Raw genomic sequence first — 23,645 nt, forward strand, 5'->3', positions numbered from 1 at the left:
CAATTTTGCGGTTCATTTATATTTTTCATTTCATTGTTATTTTTATGCAGTATTGATAAATTCAGGAATTCTACTAATTTTATACTATAATAATTAATGAGTGAGAAGGGTTTTTTAAAAACGACATATAAGAATATACTCGTAACAGAAATTACAAATGAAAAGGGGTTAAGCGTATGTCAGGTACAGATTAACAGACCGCAAGTAATGAATGCGCTAAACATGGAACTTATGACAGAGCTTACAGAGGTGCTTTTTGAGGTTGACAAAGATGAGAGCTTTGGGTGCAGCGTGCTGACGGGCAATGAGAAGGCATTTGCGGCGGGTGTTGATATAAAGGAAATGGCGTCTTACAATTCGGTTGAAATGCATTACATGAATATGTTTGCTTCGTGGGATAAACTAAGAGGTATTAAGAAGCCCCTGATAGCGGCAGTAAGCGGTTTTGCTCTTGGCGGCGGGTGTGAGCTTGCAATGCTTTGTGATATGATAGTTGCGGCTAAATCTGCAAAGTTCGGACAGCCCGAGGTGAACCTCGGCGTAATACCCGGTGTAGGCGGAACGCAGAGATTAACCCGCGCGGTAGGCAAGGCAAGGGCGATGGAAATAATACTGACGGGAAGAATGATAGAATCGGAAGAGCTGTATGTTGCAGGGCTTTTAACAAAGGTTTCGGAAGACGACAAATATCTTGAAGACGCAATAGTAATCGCCAAGACGATTTGCACAAAGGCGCCGCTTGCTGTACAACTCGCGAAGGAAAGCATACTGCGGGCTTTTGACACAACCATGGAAATGGGAATAGAAGCAGAGAAGAAAAACTTTTACCTGCTTTTTGCATCAGAGGATAAAATGGAGGGAATGAAAGCGTTTATTGAAAAAAGAAAACCCGTATGGAAGGGGAAGTAAAAATGAGAAAGGACAGCGATTGAAAAAAATCTTTATAGCACTGCTGCTGCTAACGGCGGCGGTCTCAGCGTATTCACAGGATATAAACAAGAAAACAGCAGAACAAAAACCAACTTTAAGTATAGAGAAAAAGGACGGTGATTTAGATGCGGAACAAATAATTGAGCAGAATAAGGATGCTCTTGTTTCGGTCTGGTTTCACACGGATAACTATTCGGATTTTTATTATAGTGCGCTTCCCAAAGACACGACAATATTGAGCGGAAGCGGGTTTATATTTGATTCGAGGGGATTTTTAGGAACGAACTATCACGTAATTGACGGGTTTGACAGTCTGCTTGTAAAAACATCCGACGGCACTTTTTATGAGGCAGAGCTTGTGTATGTGGAAGAGAAGAACGACATTGCGATATTAAGAATATTAAACGGCGGAGAGAAAACATTTCCAACGGTAAAAATAGGAAACTCTGATTTACCAAAAGTGGGGCAGAGTGTTTTTGCAGTGGGCTCACCGCTTGGGTTTGAGTACACAATCTCCGAAGGAATAATAGCGGCCATAAGAGAGAACGAGAAGGTTTCTTTTAATGACCCGGCAACATACGCATTAATTGAAAAGAATTTTGATAAAGTGATACAGATAACGGCTGCCATATCGCCGGGGAACAGCGGCGGGGCGCTATTTAACGCAAAGGGTGAAGTAATAGGAATTACGACATATTCATACGGATTTTACGGCAACCTGAATTTTGCGATTGCAATAAACAGTTTTACGCGTGTGGCAAGCAACATAAATTTTGCTGCTTTGGATAACGATGAGGCATTTATAGAAAAGAAGAAGGAGAATCTTTTTAATTCCAACTACAGACTTGCAGAGTCGTACAAATCGAACCTTTACATGAACTGGTATTACACGAAGCAGCGGGATACGATGAAAACATACGATACGATGACTGTGAAGCAGGACTCCGTTAATCAGTTACATTTTAAGAAGGCAGAACAATATTACAACATGTGCATAGACATGAAGCCGGATACATTTTATGTTTATCAGGGTTTGATGGACCTGTATGTATTTACTGAAAAATTCGACAAGGCGGAATCGCTTTATAGTACAATAAAGGAGCGATTTACTTCGGACAGTTTACTGAGCACGTTTTCTACATCACTCGCACAGGCATATTCGACTTCAAAAGATTACAAGAAGGCGCTTATGTTTTACGAGAAAATTTACGCAAAAGACACAAGCGATAATTACATACTTACACAGATAGCCGATTTATACTATAAACAGAATGAAGTAAAGAAATCCGAAAGCATTTACAAGAAAATGATAAAGAACGATGTCAACAATGTAAACGGGTATGCACAGTTAGGTAAGATAAACTATGAAAGAGGGGAATATGAAGAAGCCAGAAGGTACATTGAAACTGCATTTGAAAAGACGTTTATTGATGAGTATTCATACGGCAGCTACTTTGACCTGCATTATTACAGAGGGCTGATAGCCATAAAAGAGGGAAGAAAAATGGAAGCAATGCTTGCATACATAGATCTAAGAAATACTTACACTTATACAAAGGAAGATAACGAAAAAAAGTTAGCCCTTTATAAAGCAATTAAAAAAATGGAAGAATAATATTAAATTAAGGAAAATATAAATTTTAGAAAAATGGTAAAAAATTATGATGTAGTAATAATCGGAGCAGGGGGAGCGGGACTTCGTGCGGCAGTTGAAATCCCAAAGGAATATTCCTGCGCAGTATTGTCAAAAGTGTTTCCTCCGCGTTCACATACGGGCACGGCACAGGGCGGAGTTTGTGCGGCGCTGGGCAACGTTGAAGAGGACAGCTGGGAAAATCACTCTTTTGATACGGTAAAAGGGAGCGACTACCTTGGCGACCAGGATGCGATAGACCAGATGTGTCAGGATGCCATAAGGGCAATAATAGAGCTCGAGCACATGGGGCTTCCTTTCTCAAGAACACCAGAGGGAAAGATTGCACAGAGAAAATTTGGCGGGCATACAAAACCAGCAGACCCGAACGACCCATACGGAAAGAGAGTACCCGTAATGCGTGCGTGCTACTCGGCTGACAGGACGGGTCATGTTATGCTTCAGACGCTGTTTGAGAACTGCATCAAGAATCAAGTTGATTTTTATTCTGAGTATTTTGTGACTGATTTAATCGTTGAAGATAAGGTTTGCAAAGGTGTTGCTGCGTTTGACATAGCAACGGGCGAGGTAACGGTGTTTCATGCAAAGGCGGTTATGTTTGCAACGGGAGGATACGGGAGAGTTTTCAGAATAACATCTAATGCACACGTAGGAACTGGGGACGGAACAGGATTAATATACAAGAATGGTTTACCGCTTGAAGATATGGAGTTTTTCCAATTTCATCCGACAGGATTATGGAAGCTTGGAATACTTGTTTCGGAAGCAGCAAGAGGCGAGGGCGGAATACTTAAGAACAAAGACGGCGAAAGGTTTATGCAGAGATATGCTCCCACGGTAATGGATTTAGCACCGAGGGATATGGTATCGAGAGCGATAATTTCAGAAATACGCGAAGGAAGAGGAATACTCGGAAGCGACGGTACCCACTACGTAAACCTTGATGTATCGCATCTTGGTAAGAAGGTAATAGACGAGAAACTTCCAGAAATCACGGGGTTTGCAAGAACATATCTTGGTGTCGAGCCGACAAAAGAGCCGATACCAATTCAGCCGACAGCGCACTATGCCATGGGCGGGATACCAACAAACGTAGAATGCGAAGTGCTTGCAGATGAAAAGGGAACGATAATTAAAGGACTATATGCGGCGGGCGAATGCGCATGCGTATCGGTGCACGGCGGAAACAGGCTTGGAACAAACTCTTTGCTTGACCTTGTAGTATTCGGAAGAAGAGGCGGAAAGAGAATGGCAGAATTTATAAAGACGGCGGATTACTCGCCGATAAACTCAACTCCTGCAGAAAAGACGAAAGAGCAAATGGATAAATACCTGAATGCAACAGGCAAAGAAAAGGTATATGCATTAAGAACAGAACTGCAGGAATGGATGATGGAGAAGTGCGGAATCTTCAGAAACGAAGCCGATTTAAAGGCTATGATTGACAAACTCAATGAGCTTAAAGAGAAATTTAAGAATATATCAATACAGGATAAAGGCAAGGTTTTCAACACAGATTTAATGGAAGCGATGGAACTCGAGAACCTTCTGCTGAACGCAGAGGCGACAGTTTACAGTGCATACAACAGAAAGGAAAGCCGCGGCGCACATACGAGGGAAGACTATCCAAACCGCGACGACGTAAACTGGATGCAGCATACGTTTATTTATAAGAATGACAGCGGAGAACCAAAGATAACTAAGAAACCGGTTACAGTTACAAGGTATAAGCCAATGGAAAGAAAGTATTGATGAGAAATATTTTTATAATATTCTTTCTACTTTTATTTGCTTCTTCGGGGCTGGCACAGTTCGGAGAAGACCGTGATACAACCTTTGGGGATGTAAGGTTTTCAGCGCGCTTTGATACGACAAAATACGAGACGACATTTACGGTCAAGAAAAACGGAAAGAAGATTTACGAAGAAACTCTGGCAGACAACGTGTATGATATATTACAGGAACAGTTTCAGCCGGGGGGAAAGAAATATTTTTTAATACATCTTTATTCCGGCGGGGCTCACTGCTGTTCTTCGTTATTAATTTCAGAAGTAAATGGAGACAGGTATGTTGTTCTTGATTCGGGTTTTTACGGAAACTCAGGTTTCATGATAGAAGACATGAACAAAGACGGAACGAAAGAAATAGTATCGGGAAACGACATGTTTGCGTATGCGTTCACAAACTATTCAGAAACACGATTTCCGCTAAGAGTACAAAAATTCGAGGGCGGCAGACTTACCGAAATAACAGGAAACTTCAAAGACGACATATTATACGAACTGGGATACTTTGAGGAAGACCTTAACGAACTTATAAAAGAAGGTTTTGCGTGTCCCGAAAAGGATGATGAAGATACATTCAACACAGATGCGGGAAGCGTAAAAACAATTCTTGCAGCAATCGTTGCGGACTATCACTCCCTTGGTCAGGTTGACAGAGGGTATGAGATGGTTGAGAAAGTTTATAAATGCGTTGACAAAGATAAATACATAAAAATTTTAAAAGAAGATTTTAAATTAAAATAATATGGACATTAAATTAAAGATTCTCCGTTATAACCCTGAAAAGGATGACAAACCTTACTATCAGGATTACTCGCTCCCAAACATAAGCGGTGACTGGCGCTTGCTTGACGTACTGCATGAGATAAAGTGGAAATACGATGGAACGCTGACATTCCGGCGTTCATGCGCCCACGGAATCTGCGGCAGCGACGGGATAAAGGTAAACGGAAAGAACAGGCTTGCTTGCTCGCTTCTTTTAAAGGATATGAACACGAGCAAGACTATTGTTATCGAGCCATTACCTTCATTACCGATTATAAAAGATTTAGTCGTAGATATGTCGAGCTTCTTCTCAAAGTACGAAGTAATAAAGCCATATCTTATCGCAAAGACACCGCCACCGCCAAACAGCGAAAGACTGCAATCAAACGAAGATGCAGAGAAATTATTTGAGGCGGCAAAGTGCATACTCTGCGGATGCTGCACAACCTCGTGTCCTTCAACATGGACGAATGAAAATTATATAGGTCCGGCAGCACTGCTGAAGACATACAGGTTTGCATTTGACACACGCGATGACGGAGGAGACGAGAGGCTGGATATCATAGACAACCCTGACGGAATATGGCGCTGTCATACAATTTTTAACTGCATTGAGACCTGTCCGAAGGAAATAAATATTACGTGGCACATCTCACAATTAAAAAAGAGAATATCGGTAAAAGAACTTTAAAAGAATTTTTAGAGAAGTGAAAAGGGGCGGAAAGCCCCTTTTTGTTTTGGAAGCAAAAGAACACGGATGGACACGGATTAAGCATGGGGATGCGGATGAAGAAATGTCTTTTTATTGCAAGAATGTATAAGAATGGAAGAATAACGGACTAATTTCTCATTAGTGATTTTGTTATTTTGTATATGGAGTAATATAACATAGGGGGTAATTAAATATTTGATTATGAAAAATATAGTAACGCTTAAAGATAGGAAAGTAGTACAAAACAACAACATTGCAATGTGGTTTGACAGAGGTGGATCGGATTTTGAGTTTAAACCCGGACAGTATGCAAGAATAACTCTTCAGGAACCTATACATAACGATGCGGAAGGAAATTCGCGTTTATTTTCTCTTGCATCATCACCGAAAAAAGATTACATAATGTTCACCACAAGGGCTCTTGACTCGGCATTTAATAAAAACATACTTGAAATGCCTATCGGTGCAAAGGCTGAAATATCGGGCTTCGGCGGGAATACGGTACTACACGAGGATTCTTTAATACCGGCGGTTTTTTTAATTGGTGGTATTGGTATTACTCCGGTACGTTGCATGGTTGAGCATATAGTAGATGAGAAACTGCCTTACAAGGCATATCTTTTTTATTCAAATCCGACAGCATCATCAATGGCATTTTTGACTGAGTTTGAAAAATGGGCTAAAGAATACAGCGGTTTTAAGTTTATACCGACAATAGACGACAAAGAAGATAAAAGCTGGAAATATAACTTTGGTTATATAAACAAAGAAATGATTTTGAAATATATAGATGATGTAAACAAGCCAATTTATTACATAGTCGGACCGACGGCGATGGTAGAGGCGATGGAGAGACTTCTGCAGGAATTAAACGTAAGCACAAACAACATAAAACTGGAGAAATTCGGATGAACAATCACACAAAAAGATTTACGGGCAAGGCGGACGATTATGCAAAATACCGACCGGGTTATCCCGAGCAAATAATAGGTTTTCTGGAGAAAAAAATAGGGTTTGACGCCTCGAAGGATATAGCAGACATTGGCTGCGGGACGGGGATACTGAGTAGATTATTTTTAAACAATGGTAACCTCGTTTTCGGCGTAGAGCCAAATCAGGAAATGAGGGATAAATCAGAAAGCCTGCTGGGTAAGTTTATAAACTTTATCAGTGTTGAAGGCACGGCAGAAGAGACAAGACTTGCAAATAACAGCGTTGACATAATAACTGCCGGACAGGCATTTCACTGGTTTGACCTTAAGAAAACAAAGAAAGAGTTTAAAAGAATACTGAGAAAAGACGGAGACGTGGTTGTTGTATGGAACGACAGAAAGAATAACACCCCGGTTATGAAACTAATGAACGGAATATTGAAATCATTAGGGCACGAACATCACGAAGCGGAAAAGGATTTAATGGATAAAAATTTATTGGGTTTATTTTTCGAAAAGGAAAAAATTGCTTCGACAACCTTTCCAAACTTTCAAATGCTTGACCTTGCGGGGCTGAGGGGAAGAATCCTTTCAATATCATACGTGCCCGACAAGGGAGAAGAAAACAAGAGAATTATGAAAGAGGTTAAAGACTTGTTTGACAGATACAACAACGGCGGCATGGTGAAGTTAGAATACACAACAAGGGTTTACTACGGAAAGTTGAAGTAGAGAGGGTGTCTTTGATTAATCGTTTATAGTTATATTATTTAGAAAATAGACCGAAAAAGGAAAGCTGATTGACATGGATTTTGAAAATAGTATCTACTCCTTGTTAAGATTAAAGAATTATGAGCTACATTTTTACGAATAATAATTTTACTACTATGAAAAAACTATTTCTGATATTACCGATATTAATTTTTTTCCTGCACACATCGGTGCTTGCACAAAATGACATAAAAGGTGACTGGAACGGGTACATTGATTTAACTACCTCAAAGCTTGAAATAATTGTGAAGTTTACGCATGACGGCACGGGTTACAACGGAAGCATTGACATACCCGATCAAAGTGCTTACGGGCTTAAGTTGTCAAAGATTGTTTACAATGCGTCTGATATCTCTTTTGAGCTTGAGATTCCGAACGCACCAGCGAAGTTTAAGGGCGTTTATTTAGCAGACAGTATTTCGGGAGAATTTTTACAAGCAGGTTTTAAGGGTACGTTTTATTTATCAAACAAACCAAAAGAGGACGAAAAAAATAAATCGAACGCTTCTTTTAAAGAGGAAGAAATAAAATTCATCAACGGCGACATCACTTTTGTCGGCACGCTCACAACACCATTAAAGAGCGGAAGGCACCCGGCTGCAATTATGATATCCGGAAGCGGTCCACAAAACAGGGACGAGAACATACTCGGTTTTAAGATATTTAAAATTATTGCGGAGCATTTAAGTACAAATGGAATAGCAGTATTAAGGTACGATGACAGGGGTGTAGCCGAGAGCACGGGAAAGTCCGTTAACGAATCGACATCGGAAGAGTTTGCGGAAGATGTATCGGCTGCGATGGATTTTTTAAAAAAGCGGAATGATATAAACGCCGAACAAATTGGCTTGATAGGTCACAGCGAGGGGGGCATAGTAGCGCCTTTAACTGCTTCAAAGAGAAAGGATGTTGCATTTATTGTTTCAATTGCAGGAACGGGAGTTAACGGAGCAGAAATTATACTTGAGCAGACAAAATTAATATCTCTGGCAAACGGCGAAGACTCTGTGCGGGTTAACAAGGATTACGATGAAACAAAAGTCGCTCTGTATATGATAGTAAACGGTGCAAGCGAGGAGGAGCTGCAATCGCTAATTAGAAAAAGTGCAGAAGAACAGTTTGATAATCTCAGTGAAACAGAAAAATCCAAAATACCCGATAAGTCAGAATGGGTAAACGAGAAGACTGATAATGCATACAAGACACTGACTTCAACATGGATGAAATTCTTTCTTAAACACGAGCCAGCTGAAACGTGGAATAAAATCACATGTCCTGTACTTGCTTTATTCGGAGGGCTTGACCTACAGGTTTCTGTTTTGCAGAATGAAGTACCTGTTAGACAGGCATTAACCGAAGCCGGAAATAAAGATTTTGAAATAAAGGTATTCCCGAAAGCAAACCATTTATTTCAAGAGGCGAAAACAGGCAGTACGAGTGAATACGGGATTTTAAAGAAGGAGTTTATAGACGGATTTCTTGATTATATTTTAAATTGGATAAACAAGAGAGTAACTGTAGTTAATTAGGATTTAGGAGGCAGAAAAATAAAGATTAAAAAAGAGGATGGAAAAATATTTCGAGAAATACAGACAAAATACAATTGGTAACAACAGGGAATACGAAAGTCCTTACGGTAGACAGAGATTAATATATGCTGACTGGGTTGCAAGCGGCCGGCTTTACAAACCAATAGAAGATACCATAACAGAAAAGATAGGTCCTTACGTTGCGAACACACATACAGAGACGAGTGAGACGGGTGCTTTAATGACAAGAGCTTACAAGCTCGCACACAAGAAAATAAAACAGCACTGCAACGCAGGAGAAAAGGACGTTATAATAACAGCGGGGTTTGGAATGACGACTGTAATAAACAAGTTTCAGAGAATCCTGGGGCTTAAGAACTTTATACGGCGGCTAGACAAAAATGTAATTCCAAAAGAAGAAAGACCCGTTGTGTTTCTCACACACATGGAACATCATTCCAACCAAACATCCTGGTATGAAACCATTGCCGACGTTGTTGTTGTAGAGCCCGGCGATGACCTCTCCTGCGATATAGATAATCTTGAAAAAGAGTTAATTAAGTACAAAGACAGAAAAACGAAATTCGGGTCTTTCAGTGCGTGCTCAAACGTAACGGGAATACAGACTTCTTACTTTGAGATGGCAAAATTGATGCACAAATACGGGGGATATTGTTTTGTAGATTTTGCAGCATCTGCGCCATACGTTGAGATTAACATGCATCCTGACGAAGAAGAGTCGAGGCTTGATGCAGTATTTTTTTCTCCGCACAAATTTCTTGGGGGACCGGGTACATCGGGGGTGTTAGTGTTTAACAAAGAATTGTATCAAAATTACAGCCCGGACCATCCCGGTGGAGGCACTGTAGAATGGACGAATCCGTGGGGTGAGTATATGTACATAAACGATATTGAAACAAGAGAGGACGGAGGAACGCCTGGATTTCTTCAGGCAATTAGAACGGCTTTATGCATAGAGCTTAAGAATGAAATGGGAGTTGATAATATTCTAAGAAGGGAAGAACAGCTTTTAAAAATTGCATTTAAGGAATTAAGGGAAATACCGAACCTCCATATACTTGCCGACAACATTGAGCACAGACTCGGTATTGTATCTTTTTACATGGATAATATTCATTACAATTTAATTGTAAGACTTTTAAGCGACCGTTACGGCATTCAGGTAAGAGGAGGGTGTGCATGTGCGGGTACATACGGACACTATCTTCTAAACGTTGATCAAGACCATTCAAAACATATTACTGATTTAATCAGACACGGAGATCTGTCTTTAAAGCCGGGGTGGGTGAGGATTTCTCTGCATCCGACTATGCCGGACGAAGATTTGCTGATAATATGTAAAGCATTACGCGAGATAGGGAATAACTATAAAGAATGGCAGGATGATTATGTTTATAATAATCAAACAAATGAATACAGGTATAAGTATGAGCAAAACAATTTTATTGAAGTAAAGAAATGGTTTGAACTATCGGATGACTAATAGTGTTATAGAGAAAAAGTTTAAAAATGAAAAATCTGATAGTACTTTTAAGTTTTATTTTATCTTTAAGTGCAACTGCACAGCACAAGGAAGTTTCATATCCTAAAACAAAGGAGTTTCAACAATCACTTACGCCCGATTCCATAATCGTTTTACTTAAAAACGGGAATGAAAGGTTTCTTCACAATACGCGTTCAGACATTGATTACGATGCGGAAATTGAGTTGACCTCTCACAATCAATATCCATTCGCAGTGGTATATGGATGTATGGATTCGAGGGTTCCTCCAGAAATTGCATTTGATGCCGGTATTGGGGATATATTTGTAAACAGGCTTGCCGGCAACGTTATCACAAAAGAAGTGCTTGGCAGTATGGAGTACGCCTGTAAAGTTGCAGGTTCAAAACTTGTAGTTGTAATGGGACATACGAGCTGCGGTGCAGTAAAGGGTGCAATAGATAACGTAGAACTTGGAAATATTACTGATATTGTAAAAGAAATAAAGCCAGCGGTTAGTAAAACAGTCTTGTTGAATCCCGGCGAAGAAGTTTCGTCTAAAAATTATGAACTTGTTGATATGGTTGCAAAAACAAACGTTGAACTTGGAATAGAGTATATACGTAAAAACAGTCCGATACTAAAAGAAATGGAAGACAAAGGCGAGATAAAAATTGTCGGTGCCGTTTATGATGTATCAACGGGGAGAGTTTCTTTCTTACAATAAATTATTTTTCTCTTTTTAAACTCCTAAGTTCTTTAGCTGTTTTCTTAGAGGCGTCAGTAATTTTTTCACTACTAAGAAGGCGAGCAACTTCGGTAATAATGTTTTCTTCCTGCAGGTCATTAATTTCAGCAATGGTTTCACTGCCGACGGTTTTTTTGCTGACATAAAAATGTTTATCGCTCATAGCTGCAATCTGGGGAAGGTGTGTTATAGAGATTATCTGGTGTGTTTTTGAAAGTTCAAATAAAACTGTACCAACTTTTCCTGCGATGCGTCCGCTTATACCTGCATCAATTTCATCGAATACAAGAATAGGTATATTTTCTTTTCCTGACAGAGATGCTTTTAAGGAAAGCATTATTCTTGATACTTCGCCGCCCGACGCTGTTTTTCTTAAAGGGGTGAATTCACTTCCTTTGTTTGCTTTTATCAGAAACTCAACATTGTCAATTCCCGCGGCTGAGAGTTTATATGTTACATTTCCTTTTTTAAAAGACAGGTCGTCTGAGCCATCAGTCGCCGCTATAAAACGGTTTAAGCTGACTTTAAATTCTGCAGACTCAAGTCCAACCTCCTTAAAGTAAGAGTTCACTTTCTTTTCAAGTGTCTTACCGTGTTTAATTCTAACTAAGGAAAGTTCTTCCGCTACTGCAAACACCTGTGCCTTTTTATCCTGAACCTCTTTACTCAATTTTTCGATTTCATAGTCAAAATTTTCAGAGAGGTTAAACTGTTCTGTAAGTTCGGCAGCTTTAGTTATTAATCCTTCTATGCTTAAATTATACTTCTTCTTTAAAAAAGTAAGAGTACCAAGGCGGTTTCTGATAATTTCTATTCTTTCCGGGTCAAAATTTACCTCCTTAACATAGTCTCTTAATTCTTCTGAAACATTTTTCGCGGATGATAAAATTTCTTCAAGGGTTGATATATACTTTTCTATTTCGCGGTCGTGCTTTACGGCTTTCTTTAATTCTTTAATTATGTATGACAAATTTGAAAGCATATTAGAATCGTTTTCATATAAATAATTTATACCATTACAAACGGCTGTGCTGATTTCCTCTGCGTTTTCCATCTTGTTAAGCTCGTTTAAAAGCTCGCTATCTTCATTTGGAAGGGGGTTAACATTATTTATTTCTTTCAGTTGAAATTCAAGAAAACTTTTCCGGCTGATAATGTCATCTCTCTTGTTTAAAAGTGTTTTTAATATTTCTGTTTTTTCTTTTAATTCTAAAAAAACTTTCTGATATTTATCTTTTAATATATTTCCCTGAATAAAATTATCCAGAAATTCGCAATGGGTTTCCTTATTTAACAGGGACTGGTGCTCGTTTTGAGAGTGAATGTCTACAATCAAATCACCAAAGTCTTTAAGGTCGGATATATTTACGAGTGAATCGTTAATAAAGCTTCTACTGACACCTTTTTTGGTAAGCTCTCTTCTAATTATGACAGAGCCTTTGTTGTTTGAGTCAGAAATAAGTTCTTTTTCTGATAAGAACTTTAACACATTACTATTATTGCTGAAATCAAAATATCCCTCAACAATAAGCCGGGAATTCTCGTTTCTGATAATCGAATAGTTTGCTCTCTCGCCCAATATAAGCCCCAAGGCATCAAGAATAATGGACTTGCCGGCACCCGTCTCGCCTGTGAGAATATTAAGCCCCTTAGAGAAAATCATTTCGGCTTCTTTGATTATCAGATAATTCTTTATGTATAATTTCTCAAGCACTTATTATATCTTTTTATTATATATTAGATAAAGTAATAGTAATAGCGTTGTTAATAGTGTTAAAAAATATCTATTTGTTTTGAAATTAAAAAGCAATTAAGGAATACCGTGTTTATAGAATGTTTATAAAAGAATGGAAAAAAGGAGTTATTAGAGAGACGGGATTATAAACCCCGGTTAATGCAGTAAAATTTGTTAACAGATTGTTGTTATTAAGAAGTTAATAGTAAGTTATTAACAAATTTCGTAATAAAAAACCCGGTTGCTGCCGGGTTATAAAAATTATAATTTATAAGATAAAAATTATTTTCTATAAGTACAGGAACCTTTTGTTGAACCAGCTTCTGTTTTTTGTGAGCAGTTTGTTTTAGGGCAGTTTTTCATCTGTGACTGACCTTCATTGTTTGTGTTTTTCATTGATTCACACTGTTTTGTACATGTTTCGCATTTACCGTCGCACTGTTTCTGACAGTTTTCTTTTTGGGTGCATTCAGTATTGCAGCACTTTTCATCTTTATCGTCGGCAATAAGGTTTTTCTGTCCCTTGTATAGGAAAAACGAGCCGGCGAGCAAAGCAATTAAAACGATTACAAAGATTATTTTTTTCATGAGAAAGATGTTTTATTTAAAAATTCAATTGCGGAAAAATATATAAATTCTGACAATAATGCCACACCATAGAAGAAAGGCTTTTAAAAGTTTAATTACTACAGGAAAGAAACAAAATTTAAGGATTTTAAAATCAGTGATTCTAAGTTTTTTTTAATTTTATTTATCCGAATAAATAACTACTTTATATGAAAAATCCAGATATTTGAGAATCAAATTTTATCAGCAGTTATCAATAACTATTAGAACAGTAAATGAAACAACAAACACCTTTGATATCTGCTTTTGCTTAAATTAACTTGGAGATACTACATTTAACGCAAAAGATCTCTATGATGCAGTTTATACAAATGATATTGGAGTTAGAGAGTTTCTTTGTTGATTGATTAAATCATGATAGTACTATAGTTTTCAACAACTAAACCAAATATTAATATAAAAAATAAAAGGCAATGAAAAAAACGCTTGTACTTTCTGTTATAATTAACATTTTATTCATCCTATTTGGAGGATATATTATTCATAAAAAGGGCGGTTTTAATTATTTGAAACAAAATAGCGCAAAATTGTTAGAAATCGAGCAAGACTATAGCCTTTATTACAAAACAAAAAGGAGTATTTTTGAAATTATGCCATACGACACGAATAAAATAATATTTTTAGGCAATAGTATAACCAATTTTTGTGATTGGCATGAACTTTTTGGAAACGAAAATATTATTAATCGAGGAATAAATGGAGATGTAATAAACGGCGTAATTGACAGATCAGATGTAATACTAAGCTCAAGCCCCAAAAAGATTTTTTTAATGATAGGAACAAATGACCTAGCAGAAGGAAATACTATTGAAAAAATTATATCGAATTATGAAAGATTGTTAATCTTGATTAAAGAAAAATCACCGAGAACGAAGCTTTATTTACAAAGTATTTTGCCAACACTTAATGACCAAAGGAGGAAAAACGATGACATAATAGCCATTAATAAAAGTTTAATAGACTTAACAGAAAAGTATGGTTTTACTTATGTGAATCTTTTTGATATACTGAAGACAGAAAGGAATGAGCTAGATACAATTTATTCATTTGACGGTCTTCACCTGAATGGAAAAGGTTATCTAAAATTGAAAAAAGAAATTGAACAATACGTTAATAATTAAATTACAGCATTAACGGATTTTATAGCAAGGAAAACCCGCCCAGAGAAATGATCTCGAAAAATAAAATCTGAATAAACTCATCTGCTACTCAAAGGCAAAGGCGCAAAGAGAGCACGAGAAATTATTTTATCTTTTTCTAAAAAGTAGAAAACAGGGAGCCTTTAATTTCTTAATAGTTTGTTTTTATTAAAATGATTTACGGATATGAGGGTTAACTAATTATGTTGATATTATAAAAAATTATAAGAAAATTTAGTAAATTAAAGATTGACAGAAAAAATCAAAAATAATATCATAGAGAAGTCTGACAATATCAAAAATAAGCTTGATAATCTGCCCGTAAAGCCAGGAGTGTATCAGTTTAAAGATGCATCGAACAAAGTTATATATGTAGGGAAAGCTAAATCACTCCGAAGCCGCGCCAGACAGTACTTCCAGTCACGTCCCCAGGGTGCAAAAACAGAATCGATGGTGTCAAAAATTACAGACCTTGATGTCATTGTAACAGACTCGGAAGTAGAGGCTCTTATACTCGAATTTAACCTCATCAAAAAATTAAAACCCCGCTACAACGTCCTTCTTAAAGACGACAAAACCTTTCCTTACATAGTGATAACCAACGAAAGGTTCCCGAGAGTCTTTCCCACAAGGTCAAAACGCAATGACGGCTCAAAGTATTTCGGTCCTTACACAGACGTAAAAACCATGCGCTTTGCATTAAAATCTATTCGGGATATCTTTACAATCCGTTCCTGCAATTTAAACCTTTCAGAAGAGAACATTGCTTCAGGCAAGTATAAAGTCTGTCTTGATTACCACATAAACAAGTGTGAAGGGCCGTGCGTAGGGCTTGTACCGGAACACGAGTATAAAGAAATGATTAATCAGGTTGCAAAACTCCTGAACGGGAAGATTGAAACGCTAGAAAAAGACCTGAAAGGAAAAATGAATGCTCTTGCCGAAAACATGAAATTTGAACAGGCGGCAAAGATGCGCGACAAAATAGAAGCGCTGCAGGTGTATAAAGCAAAGCAAAAAATGGCCGGTGATGAAATAGTTGACCGCGATGTTTTTGCTGTTGTTCAGGAAGACAATGATGCATGCGGAATGGTGTTAAAAATACGCGACGGCAGAGTAATAGGAAAAACTCATTATTACCTTTCAAACGTTCTTGAAAAGCCACCTGAAGAATCTGTTGAAAACATTGTAACTAATTACTATAGCAAGGCAGAATTTATTCCCGACGAGATTTTTTTACCGCTTGAGACTGAAAACATAGAAGCGCTCGAACTATGGCTGAGTGAAAAGAAGGGCGGAAAGGCTGAGATAACAGTACCAAAAATCGGAGAGAAGGTAAAACTAATAAGGATGGTTGAAACAAACGCAAAGTATATGCTTGATGAGCTAAAGCTTGCGAAAATGAAGAGAGAATACACAGCACCTTCTTTGGATGCTTTAAAACGTGACTTACGGATGCACAAAATCCCCAAACGCATAGAGTGTTTTGACATATCACACATACAGGGAACGGATACTGTTGCCTCTATGGTCGTGTTTGAAAATGCAAAACCCAAAAAGTCAGACTACAGAAAGTATAAAATCAGAACAGTAACAAACGAAACGGGAGAACCCGATGACTTTCTTTCAATGCGAGAAGTTATACACCGCCGTTTTCGCAGACAGGAAGAAAAACTGCCCGACCTTGTAGTTATTGACGGAGGCAAAGGCCAGCTTTCCTCTGCCGTAAAAGTTTTAAGAGATATGGGCACTAAAATTGCAAATGACAAGAAAGAATCTGATAAAGAAAAGACAAAAGGAATAAACATAATAGGCCTTGCAAAACGGCTGGAAGAAGTTTATATGCCCGATGATTCTGACCCGCATACAATACCAAAAACCTCCAGCGGTTTAAAACTGCTGCAAAGGATACGCGATGAGGCACACAGGTTTGCAATAGAATTTCACAGAACCTTAAGAAGCAAAAGAACGTTAACATCAGAGCTGACCGATATAATAGGAATAGGCGATGCAACCACGAAGAAACTTTTAAGAAAATACGGTTCCTTTGAGGGTGTTAAAGAAGCATTGCAGAAAGATGAAACCTCTTTTGAGCTTGACATGGGAAGGAAAATAACAGGCATATTAACGAGATATTTCTACGAAGAAGAAAATTAAATATATACATAATGGCAAAAAACGGAGCACCTAAAACATTTGTTCTTGATACAAACGTAATTCTTCACGACGGAACGTGTATAAACCAGTTTAAGGATAATGACATCGTTATCCCGCTTGCGGTTATTGAAGAGATAGACCATTTTAAACGCGGAAGCCAGGTCATTAACCTTAATGCACGTGACTTTGCGCGCAAACTGGACGAGTTGACAGGCAAGGCACTTTTCAACGGAGGCATTTCACTTGGAAAAGGAAAAGGGAAAGTAAGAATAGCCATTACCAAAGGGATCAACGACGAGATAAGAGATATTTTCAGAGAAGACACTGCTGACCACAGGATTTTAAGCACGGTATTTGAGCTTAAGAATAAAGCAAAAGATAACAAGTCTGTAATTCTTGTTACAAAAGACGTTAACCTTCGCATGAAGGCAAAAGCCATTGGTGTGCTCTCAGAAGATTACACAACCGACAGGATAGGCAGCATTGACGAGCTTTACAGCGGCAAAGGGGTTGTCGAAGAATTTGATGACGAGTTGCTAAACAAAATCTATACACTTCCATTTCAGATTCCCGCAACAGAGGTCATTAAAAAAGATAAAGGCGAGGTCCATCCGAACAAATTTTACATTATCAGAAATAAGAGCCATTCTGTACTTGGGCATTTGACGCCAACAAAAGAATTTGTTGAGCGAATTGACAAAAATCCCGCATACGGAATCATGCCGCGAAATGCAGAGCAGACCTTTGCCATGAATGCACTTATCAATAAAAACCTACCGCTTGTTTCAATAACAGGAAAAGCAGGCACAGGGAAAACGCTGCTGGCGCTTGCATCGGCGCTTAGCGTGAAAAAAGAGTACCGGCAGATATACATAGCAAGACCCGTCGTACCGCTTAGCAATAAGGACATTGGATATCTGCCCGGAGACGTTGACAGCAAGCTGGCGCCATACATGCAGCCCTTGTGGGATAACCTAAAGGTCATACAAGACCAGTATCCCGATACAGACAGAAACCATCAAGCAATTTCCACAATGCTTAAAGAAGAAAAGCTTCTTGTTGAACCGCTTAGCTATATCAGAGGACGAAGCCTGCAGAGAATATTTTTTATTGTTGATGAAGCGCAGAATTTAACACCGCACGAAATTAAAACAATAATAACAAGAGTCGGCGAAGGTACAAAGATTGTCTTCACGGGAGATATATATCAGATAGACCATCCATACCTTGACTCAGAATCGAACGGGCTATCTTACCTGATAGAGCACTTCAAGGGACAAAAGCTTTATGCACACGTAAACCTTGAAAAGGGCGAGCGGTCAGAACTTGCAGAGCTTGCGAGTAATTTATTATAATTATTTAAAGGACTAAAGACATGAAAGTAGGATACTTACAATTTAAGCCTGAGTTTGCAAAACCAAAGAAGAATATTGAAAAGGTAGGCGACCTTATTTCAAGCGAAGATTTTGACCTGCTTGTTCTTCCAGAGCTTGCAAATTCGGGATATTTATTCGGCGAAAAGGGAGAGCTTAAACATGTTTCAGAAAACCCAGACACGGGAAAATTCTGCAGCATGCTTAAGAGAATAAGCAAAGAAAAGGATGCATACATAGTTTCGGGTTTTTGCGAATCCATAAAGGAAGACAACAAAGAAATTTATTTTAACTCCTCCATACTTGTCTATCCAAACGGCGAGTTCAGAGTTTACAGAAAGACACACCTCTTTTATGACGAGAAAAGCTTCTTTGAGCCGGGCAACACAGGTTTCTGGGTGTATGAGATCTTTAATGAAAATTTTGGTTTTGTTAAAATCGGAATGATGATTTGTTTCGACTGGATATATCCTGAGGCAGCGAGGTCGCTTGCACTACGAGGAGCGGACATTATCTGTCATCCGTCAAACCTCGTAATGCAATACTGTCAGACGGCAATGTTTACGCGGGCCCTCGAGAATCATGTTTACACAATAACAGCAAACAGAGTTGGCGAAGATATTAACGGAGAAAAAAGTCTTAACTTTACGGGTGAGAGCGTGATACTTAACCCCAAAGGAGAATATCTCGCAAGAGGCTCAAAAGAGAAAGAAGAAATAACATTTATAAAAATAAATCCCGAACTTGCACGGGATAAACACATTAATGAAAAGAACGATATATTTGCTGAAAGGCGAGACCATTTTTACAAAGTGAGAGATAAGAGAAACTAATTACTCAGAACATAAACAATGATGTTGGTTCCCATTTGAAGAGCCTCCTCTCGTTTTTCTTTTGGGTCATCATGTTCTCTTGGGTCAGCCCAGCCGTCGGATAGGTTTGTCTCGTATGTGTAATAAACACAGAGCCGCCCGTTAATCCAGTATCCAAATCCCTGTGGAGGTTTTGAATCATGCTCATGAATTTTAGGAAGACCATTTGAAAACTTAAAATGTGAATTATAAACAGGATGATTGAAAGGAAGTTCTTTCATTTCGTCATTTGGAAAAACCTTTTTAATCTCTCTCCTAAATGCCTCGTCCATACCGTAGTCATCATCGGCATAAATGAACCCGCCGTTCTCAACGTATTTTCTCAGTCGTTTTACTTCGTTGTCTGAAAAAGAGATATTGCCGTGTCCGGTAAGCAATATAAATGGATACTTAAAAATGTCTTCGGAAGCAACATCAACAGAATAAAACTTTGGTTCATCAACATCGATAGCTGTATTGCTTTTAAGGAAGGTCATCATATTAACCTCAGCCGAGGGGTCATTATACCAGTCGCCTCCGCCTGAATACTTTAACCGTGCAATCTTAAACTTTGTATTTTGGGAGTAACCGCTATTTGGCAGCGAAAGAAGAATGGAAACAAATACAATTATTAAATAAACGGGTTTCATTTTTTAACTTTTGGCAGTTCAAGAGATGTATCAAGTCGCTCTGAATCTCGCCAGATGGCCTGACAGGGAAACTTGTTTTCGTAAAGAGATTTCGAAAGCATAACAGAATCAATCTTCGGGTTCTTTAAGTCCGTAAGCATTTTAAGGTGTGTATACCCGCCGACTCCTCCAGCGGAAGTAATCTTTAAACCGTTTGTATTTTCTGCAATTTCTAAAAGCCTGTCAATAAATGGTCCCGAGCAATTACCCACGCGTGTTACATCCTGATAAATTATTCTTTTCACTCCAAGACCGTCCATCATCTTAGCAAATCCAAGCGGAGTAATATTAGCATAGTTAACCCATCCGTTCGTAACCACGTTGTTAAGCTTTTCATCAATTCCAATTACAAGTTTCGAAGGTGAATAAACAGAAATAATCTTTTCAATAAGCCCGGGATTTGTAATTGCAGCAGTGCCGATTACGATGCGGTAAACTCCAAGTTCTTCAATAATTCTTTGCGCCGTATCAAAGTCGCGTATTCCTCCGCCCAGCTGGATAGGAACATCAAGCGTTTTACAGATTTCTTTAATAATCGGGAAGTTCTGCATCTCGCCCTCAATCGCGCCGTTAAGGTCTGTAATATGAATACACTTAAAATTTTCTTTTCTGAAAAGTCGCGCAACCTTTACCGGATTATCCGAATAAAAATTTGAAGACTCAAAATGTCCCTGAACAGAGCGAATGCACTTTCCATTTTGAATATCAATAACAGGAATAACAAGCATTACGGTTATTGTTTAACTACGGCAAGTTTTCCTTTGCCGACTTTTTTTCCGTCTTTATCGAAACCGACAACTAAATAAATTCCTGAAGGAACGTATTTACCTTTTTTATCCTTGCCGTCCCACGAGGCAATCCTTCCGCCCGGCGAATCGAACTCCGCCATAACGTCACCGCTAATTGACAAAATCTTGACTGACGTATTTTCTATAAGTCCGTCAATTTTTAAATTCACTCTTGGAGGAAGCACAAACGGATTCGGCGAACAAACAATCCTATCAAATTCTTTTAATGGAACAATGGCGTCCGTCTGCACTGAAGAAAGTCCGTTAAGTGTTCCGAAATACGCCCTGCCGTCCTGATTGCTCACAGCAATCGAATTAATCTGATTGCTAAGCAGGGGGCTGTTAGTGACGTTAAAAGTCTCTATCAGCGTTGAGCCGTCGCTGGAAAGGTGGAACACCCCGTTATTCTCCGTACCAATCCATTTTTGGTTTAAAACATCAATACTTATACACCTGCAATTTTCTGTAAAAGGAACCTTCAAATTTCCCGAAATTATACCAAGTTTTTCTGCAGGCGGTTTTTGATTCGGGTTTTGAATAGCGGCAAGAGGGTTACGTATAATAAACACTCCATTATTCGTTGAAACCCACACCTCGTTGTTCTTATCAACAATCACGCCCGTCACGGTGTTTCCCTCAAAATCATTCGCATAGTAAACCCCGTACACATCGTCATAATACAATGTATCCGTGCCGTTATCATTGAAAAAATAAAGTCCTCCCGGGAATGCAATAGATTCTATCCATTTAGTATTATAGTTGTCAATAGCAACCTGTCCGAAATTAGTATTGTTTATAATACTCGGATTCGGGTACGGAAAAAACACAGAATCCATCACATGTTTATAAAGACCGGTTGCATTATTCGTCTTAAAAAATGACATCCAGAAATACCCGAAATTATCGAACGCCCCTCCAAAAGGCACGCAAAAATTTGGGTCATCGCTCCCCGGCAGTACAGAGTTCGAAGTATTGTAATTCCTAATAGAATTGCCCTCAATCAGGGTTGCCCCTCCGCCAAAGCTAAGCGCCCAGACCTTATTCTCGCCGGCAACAATCCTTCTAAACCAATTACTATTCCCAATCTCCGGTTTTGTAGCCGTTGTAAACGACTCCCACTTAATCCCGTCAAACTTATAAAAACCTGCATCAGTTTGTCCACCTGCAGCCCAGAGAACGCCGTTTCCATCAATCGATAAATTATCAAACGAATTTCTATTCGGACAATCAGGAAAAAGATACTCAAACTGACCACTATTGTCTTGGACCATCAAACCTTTCTCTGTGACACCTGCAAGAGGGTTCCCCGTATTATCAACCCCAAGCGAAAGATATGAATCCGTCGGACCAAACTCGCTGCCCGTATTCAAATTATCAATCGAAGAAACCAAAATTGTGTTGTTAACAATATAATAAAGATTATTTCCGCCCCTTCGAATATCTATAACATTCTTTCCAGTCGTCGCGGGATTTGGATTCGGAACCCAGCCACCATTCTCAAAATATCCCATGCCTGTTTCAGAGCAGAAAAAAACCTTTGTACCAACAACCTCCGAAGACTTTATATTAAGACCAAACGGAGAAGTAGAATAGTTTGCCCAAGAGGCAGGATTGTTCAGATTATTATTCGTAATCCTTGCGTATGCAACCCCTACCGCCGTACCCGCGTAAAGCGTATCGTTCTTAATCGAAAGGGTAACAACCTTTGATTTTGTCGTATAAAACCCAAGAGTATAATAAGGAGCATCAAGAAAATTCAGATTAGCAACAGAAATCTTTTGAATCCCATACCCTGTTGCGATGAACATACTGCCCCCGTACTGAACAAAATCATTAACCGACTTATTATTCTCACTTGAGTTTTTAATATCGTAAATATACCTGAATTTTCCCGTTGAAAATTCGTGAATAACAATCGAGCCATCCGCCGCTCCAATCCAGAGCCTGTCGAGAGTGTCAACATAAACAGATGTAAGATTATTATTCAGCAGACCATCAATATTAGTATATTTCTTAACAACAGCTTTCTTGCTTAGGTCAACAACAAAAAGACCTCCCGTAGTGGCACAATAAGCATAAGGGGCAGTCCTATCGAACGAAACGGAAACAACATTCTTAAGGTCAGTATGATTTATCCATTTATTTAGAAGTTGAGGAGAATTTTCGGCTAAAATTATTTTAGAAAGAGCAAAAAACAATAAAAGCCAGATTACCTTTTTCCCTGAGTTCATCGTTAAACTATTTTATTAATTAAAATTGATATAAATCCGGCTATCTTTAATATTATTAAATTAATGATAATATTAAATATCAATTTTTTATAGAATAAAATCAATTGAAAATCATTTCAGGGAAAGAGAAAAAGATAAAAGAACGTAAGCAGACTAAGCGGATGAATTATGATTTACCTGATAAAACGACTCATATTGATTTTAATATTTTTATTAAGAAGGCACACAGAAATAGCAGGTGGGTTATGATTTACACGGATGAAAATCATTTTTATTATGTTAAAAGATAAATCGAAGAATGCACGCTATAAGAGCTGATTTATTTTATGATAAGAACGGATTTAGAGCAGGGGTGAATAATATAAACGGATTTCGCGGATATGACGAGACTGAGATGTTTGTTAATATTCAGGATTTAGTGTTTTGACCTTAGGAGGGTGTCGGGTGTGCTTTGAGCGGGAAACATGCGGGAAAAAGCGGGAGAAAAGGCCAAGTAGAGCGTACTAATATCGTGTTATTATCGTACTTTTACTGGAGAATTATTGTGGATTAATTGAATAGATTGTTATAACAGTAGTTTATCAAACAATATTTGATTTTATAGCAATTTATTTAGGATAAATTGCTATAATAATGGTATATTTTTAACAAATATAATATATGGTTGTTTTTTATGAATGTCAAGGGAAAAAGAAGATAATTTTCAGTGCGGGTATCTTATTAAGAGA

General features: G+C 38.3%; 21 protein-coding genes. 16 read left to right on the top strand and 5 right to left on the bottom strand.

Annotation, left to right across the window (positions count from 1 at the left end; all coding sequences use genetic code 11):
• Positions 1–96: 96 nt before the first annotated feature.
• The 10 genes from WC644_02635 (at position 97) to WC644_02680 (ending at position 11,306) form a co-directional block, all read left to right on the top strand.
• Positions 97–909 (top strand): enoyl-CoA hydratase-related protein, encoded by an 813-nt coding sequence (locus WC644_02635; protein MFA5010828.1) that lies wholly within the window; start codon positions 97–99, stop codon positions 907–909.
• 19 nt (positions 910–928) lie between these two features.
• Complete coding sequence (locus WC644_02640) at positions 929–2,545, top strand: trypsin-like peptidase domain-containing protein (GenBank protein ID MFA5010829.1); 1,617 nt, start codon at positions 929–931, stop codon at positions 2,543–2,545.
• A 33-nt stretch (positions 2,546–2,578) separates the two neighbouring features.
• On the top strand, positions 2,579–4,336 hold the full coding sequence (gene sdhA / locus WC644_02645; GenBank protein ID MFA5010830.1) for a succinate dehydrogenase flavoprotein subunit: 1,758 nt from the start codon (positions 2,579–2,581) through the stop codon (positions 4,334–4,336).
• Positions 4,336–5,112: a hypothetical protein gene (locus WC644_02650; GenBank protein MFA5010831.1), complete on the top strand. Its 777-nt coding sequence runs from the start codon at positions 4,336–4,338 to the stop codon at positions 5,110–5,112. The genes sdhA and WC644_02650 overlap by 1 nt, the downstream gene beginning before the upstream one ends.
• 1 nt (position 5,113) lies before the next feature.
• Positions 5,114–5,824 (top strand): succinate dehydrogenase iron-sulfur subunit, encoded by a 711-nt coding sequence (locus WC644_02655; protein MFA5010832.1) that lies wholly within the window; start codon positions 5,114–5,116, stop codon positions 5,822–5,824.
• A 222-nt stretch (positions 5,825–6,046) separates the two neighbouring features.
• Positions 6,047–6,757 carry an FAD-dependent oxidoreductase gene (locus WC644_02660; GenBank protein ID MFA5010833.1) on the top strand — a complete coding sequence of 237 codons (711 nt, stop codon included), beginning with the start codon at positions 6,047–6,049 and terminating at the stop codon, positions 6,755–6,757.
• Positions 6,754–7,509, top strand: a complete 756-nt coding sequence (locus tag WC644_02665) for a class I SAM-dependent methyltransferase (protein ID MFA5010834.1) — start codon at positions 6,754–6,756, stop codon at positions 7,507–7,509. The genes WC644_02660 and WC644_02665 overlap by 4 nt, the downstream gene beginning before the upstream one ends.
• A gap of 155 nt (positions 7,510–7,664) precedes the next feature.
• Entirely contained in the window at positions 7,665–9,077 is a 1,413-nt protein-coding gene (locus WC644_02670) for an alpha/beta fold hydrolase (GenBank protein ID MFA5010835.1), read from the top strand.
• A 37-nt stretch (positions 9,078–9,114) separates the two neighbouring features.
• A complete protein-coding gene (locus WC644_02675; GenBank protein ID MFA5010836.1) occupies positions 9,115–10,581 on the top strand; it encodes an aminotransferase class V-fold PLP-dependent enzyme in 1,467 nt (488 codons plus the stop codon).
• Between the two features lie 26 nt (positions 10,582–10,607).
• Complete coding sequence (locus tag WC644_02680) at positions 10,608–11,306, top strand: carbonic anhydrase family protein (GenBank protein ID MFA5010837.1); 699 nt, start codon at positions 10,608–10,610, stop codon at positions 11,304–11,306.
• 1 nt (position 11,307) lies between these two features.
• Here WC644_02680 and recN read toward each other — a convergent pair whose 3' ends face one another.
• Together recN and WC644_02690 are read right to left on the bottom strand one after the other, a co-directional pair.
• The gene (recN, locus tag WC644_02685; GenBank protein MFA5010838.1) at positions 11,308–13,041 is read right to left on the bottom strand and encodes a DNA repair protein RecN; all 1,734 of its coding nucleotides are present in this window, start codon (positions 13,039–13,041) and stop codon (positions 11,308–11,310) included.
• Positions 13,042–13,344: 303 nt separating this feature from the next.
• Positions 13,345–13,650 (bottom strand): lipoprotein, encoded by a 306-nt coding sequence (locus WC644_02690; protein ID MFA5010839.1) that lies wholly within the window; start codon positions 13,648–13,650, stop codon positions 13,345–13,347.
• A gap of 452 nt (positions 13,651–14,102) precedes the next feature.
• Between WC644_02690 and WC644_02695 the strand changes: the two genes are divergently transcribed.
• The 4 genes from WC644_02695 to WC644_02710 all read left to right on the top strand — a co-directional run bounded on the left by WC644_02695 (position 14,103) and on the right by WC644_02710 (position 19,191).
• Positions 14,103–14,810, top strand: coding sequence for a GDSL-type esterase/lipase family protein (locus WC644_02695; protein ID MFA5010840.1), 708 nt, complete (start codon positions 14,103–14,105; stop codon positions 14,808–14,810).
• Between the two features lie 267 nt (positions 14,811–15,077).
• Positions 15,078–16,985: an excinuclease ABC subunit UvrC gene (gene uvrC / locus WC644_02700; protein MFA5010841.1), complete on the top strand. Its 1,908-nt coding sequence runs from the start codon at positions 15,078–15,080 to the stop codon at positions 16,983–16,985.
• Positions 16,986–16,996: 11 nt separating this feature from the next.
• Entirely contained in the window at positions 16,997–18,340 is a 1,344-nt protein-coding gene (locus WC644_02705; protein ID MFA5010842.1) for a PhoH family protein, read from the top strand.
• A 20-nt stretch (positions 18,341–18,360) separates the two neighbouring features.
• Positions 18,361–19,191, top strand: coding sequence for a nitrilase-related carbon-nitrogen hydrolase (locus tag WC644_02710; protein ID MFA5010843.1), 831 nt, complete (start codon positions 18,361–18,363; stop codon positions 19,189–19,191).
• Here WC644_02710 and WC644_02715 read toward each other — a convergent pair.
• From WC644_02715 to WC644_02725, 3 genes are read right to left on the bottom strand one after another with little or no spacing between them, the layout of a single operon-like run.
• A complete protein-coding gene (locus tag WC644_02715) occupies positions 19,188–19,859 on the bottom strand; it encodes a DUF4159 domain-containing protein (GenBank protein MFA5010844.1) in 672 nt (223 codons plus the stop codon). The genes WC644_02710 and WC644_02715 overlap by 4 nt on opposite strands.
• Positions 19,856–20,626 carry a 1-(5-phosphoribosyl)-5-[(5-phosphoribosylamino)methylideneamino] imidazole-4-carboxamide isomerase gene (locus WC644_02720; protein MFA5010845.1) on the bottom strand — a complete coding sequence of 257 codons (771 nt, stop codon included), beginning with the start codon at positions 20,624–20,626 and terminating at the stop codon, positions 19,856–19,858. The genes WC644_02715 and WC644_02720 overlap by 4 nt, the downstream gene beginning before the upstream one ends.
• A 5-nt stretch (positions 20,627–20,631) precedes the next feature.
• The gene (locus WC644_02725; protein ID MFA5010846.1) at positions 20,632–22,917 is read right to left on the bottom strand and encodes a hypothetical protein; all 2,286 of its coding nucleotides are present in this window, start codon (positions 22,915–22,917) and stop codon (positions 20,632–20,634) included.
• Between the two features lie 104 nt (positions 22,918–23,021).
• Between WC644_02725 and WC644_02730 the strand changes: the two genes are divergently transcribed.
• Complete coding sequence (locus WC644_02730) at positions 23,022–23,207, top strand: hypothetical protein (GenBank protein ID MFA5010847.1); 186 nt, start codon at positions 23,022–23,024, stop codon at positions 23,205–23,207.
• Positions 23,208–23,215: 8 nt separating this feature from the next.
• Positions 23,216–23,344, top strand: coding sequence for a hypothetical protein (locus tag WC644_02735; GenBank protein ID MFA5010848.1), 129 nt, complete (start codon positions 23,216–23,218; stop codon positions 23,342–23,344).
• The last annotated feature ends 301 nt before the right edge of the window (positions 23,345–23,645 follow it).

It is taken from the genome of Ignavibacteria bacterium, from assembly GCA_041649015.1.
GTDB lineage: Bacteria > Bacteroidota > Ignavibacteria > Tepidaquicellales > Tepidaquicellaceae > CAIKZJ01.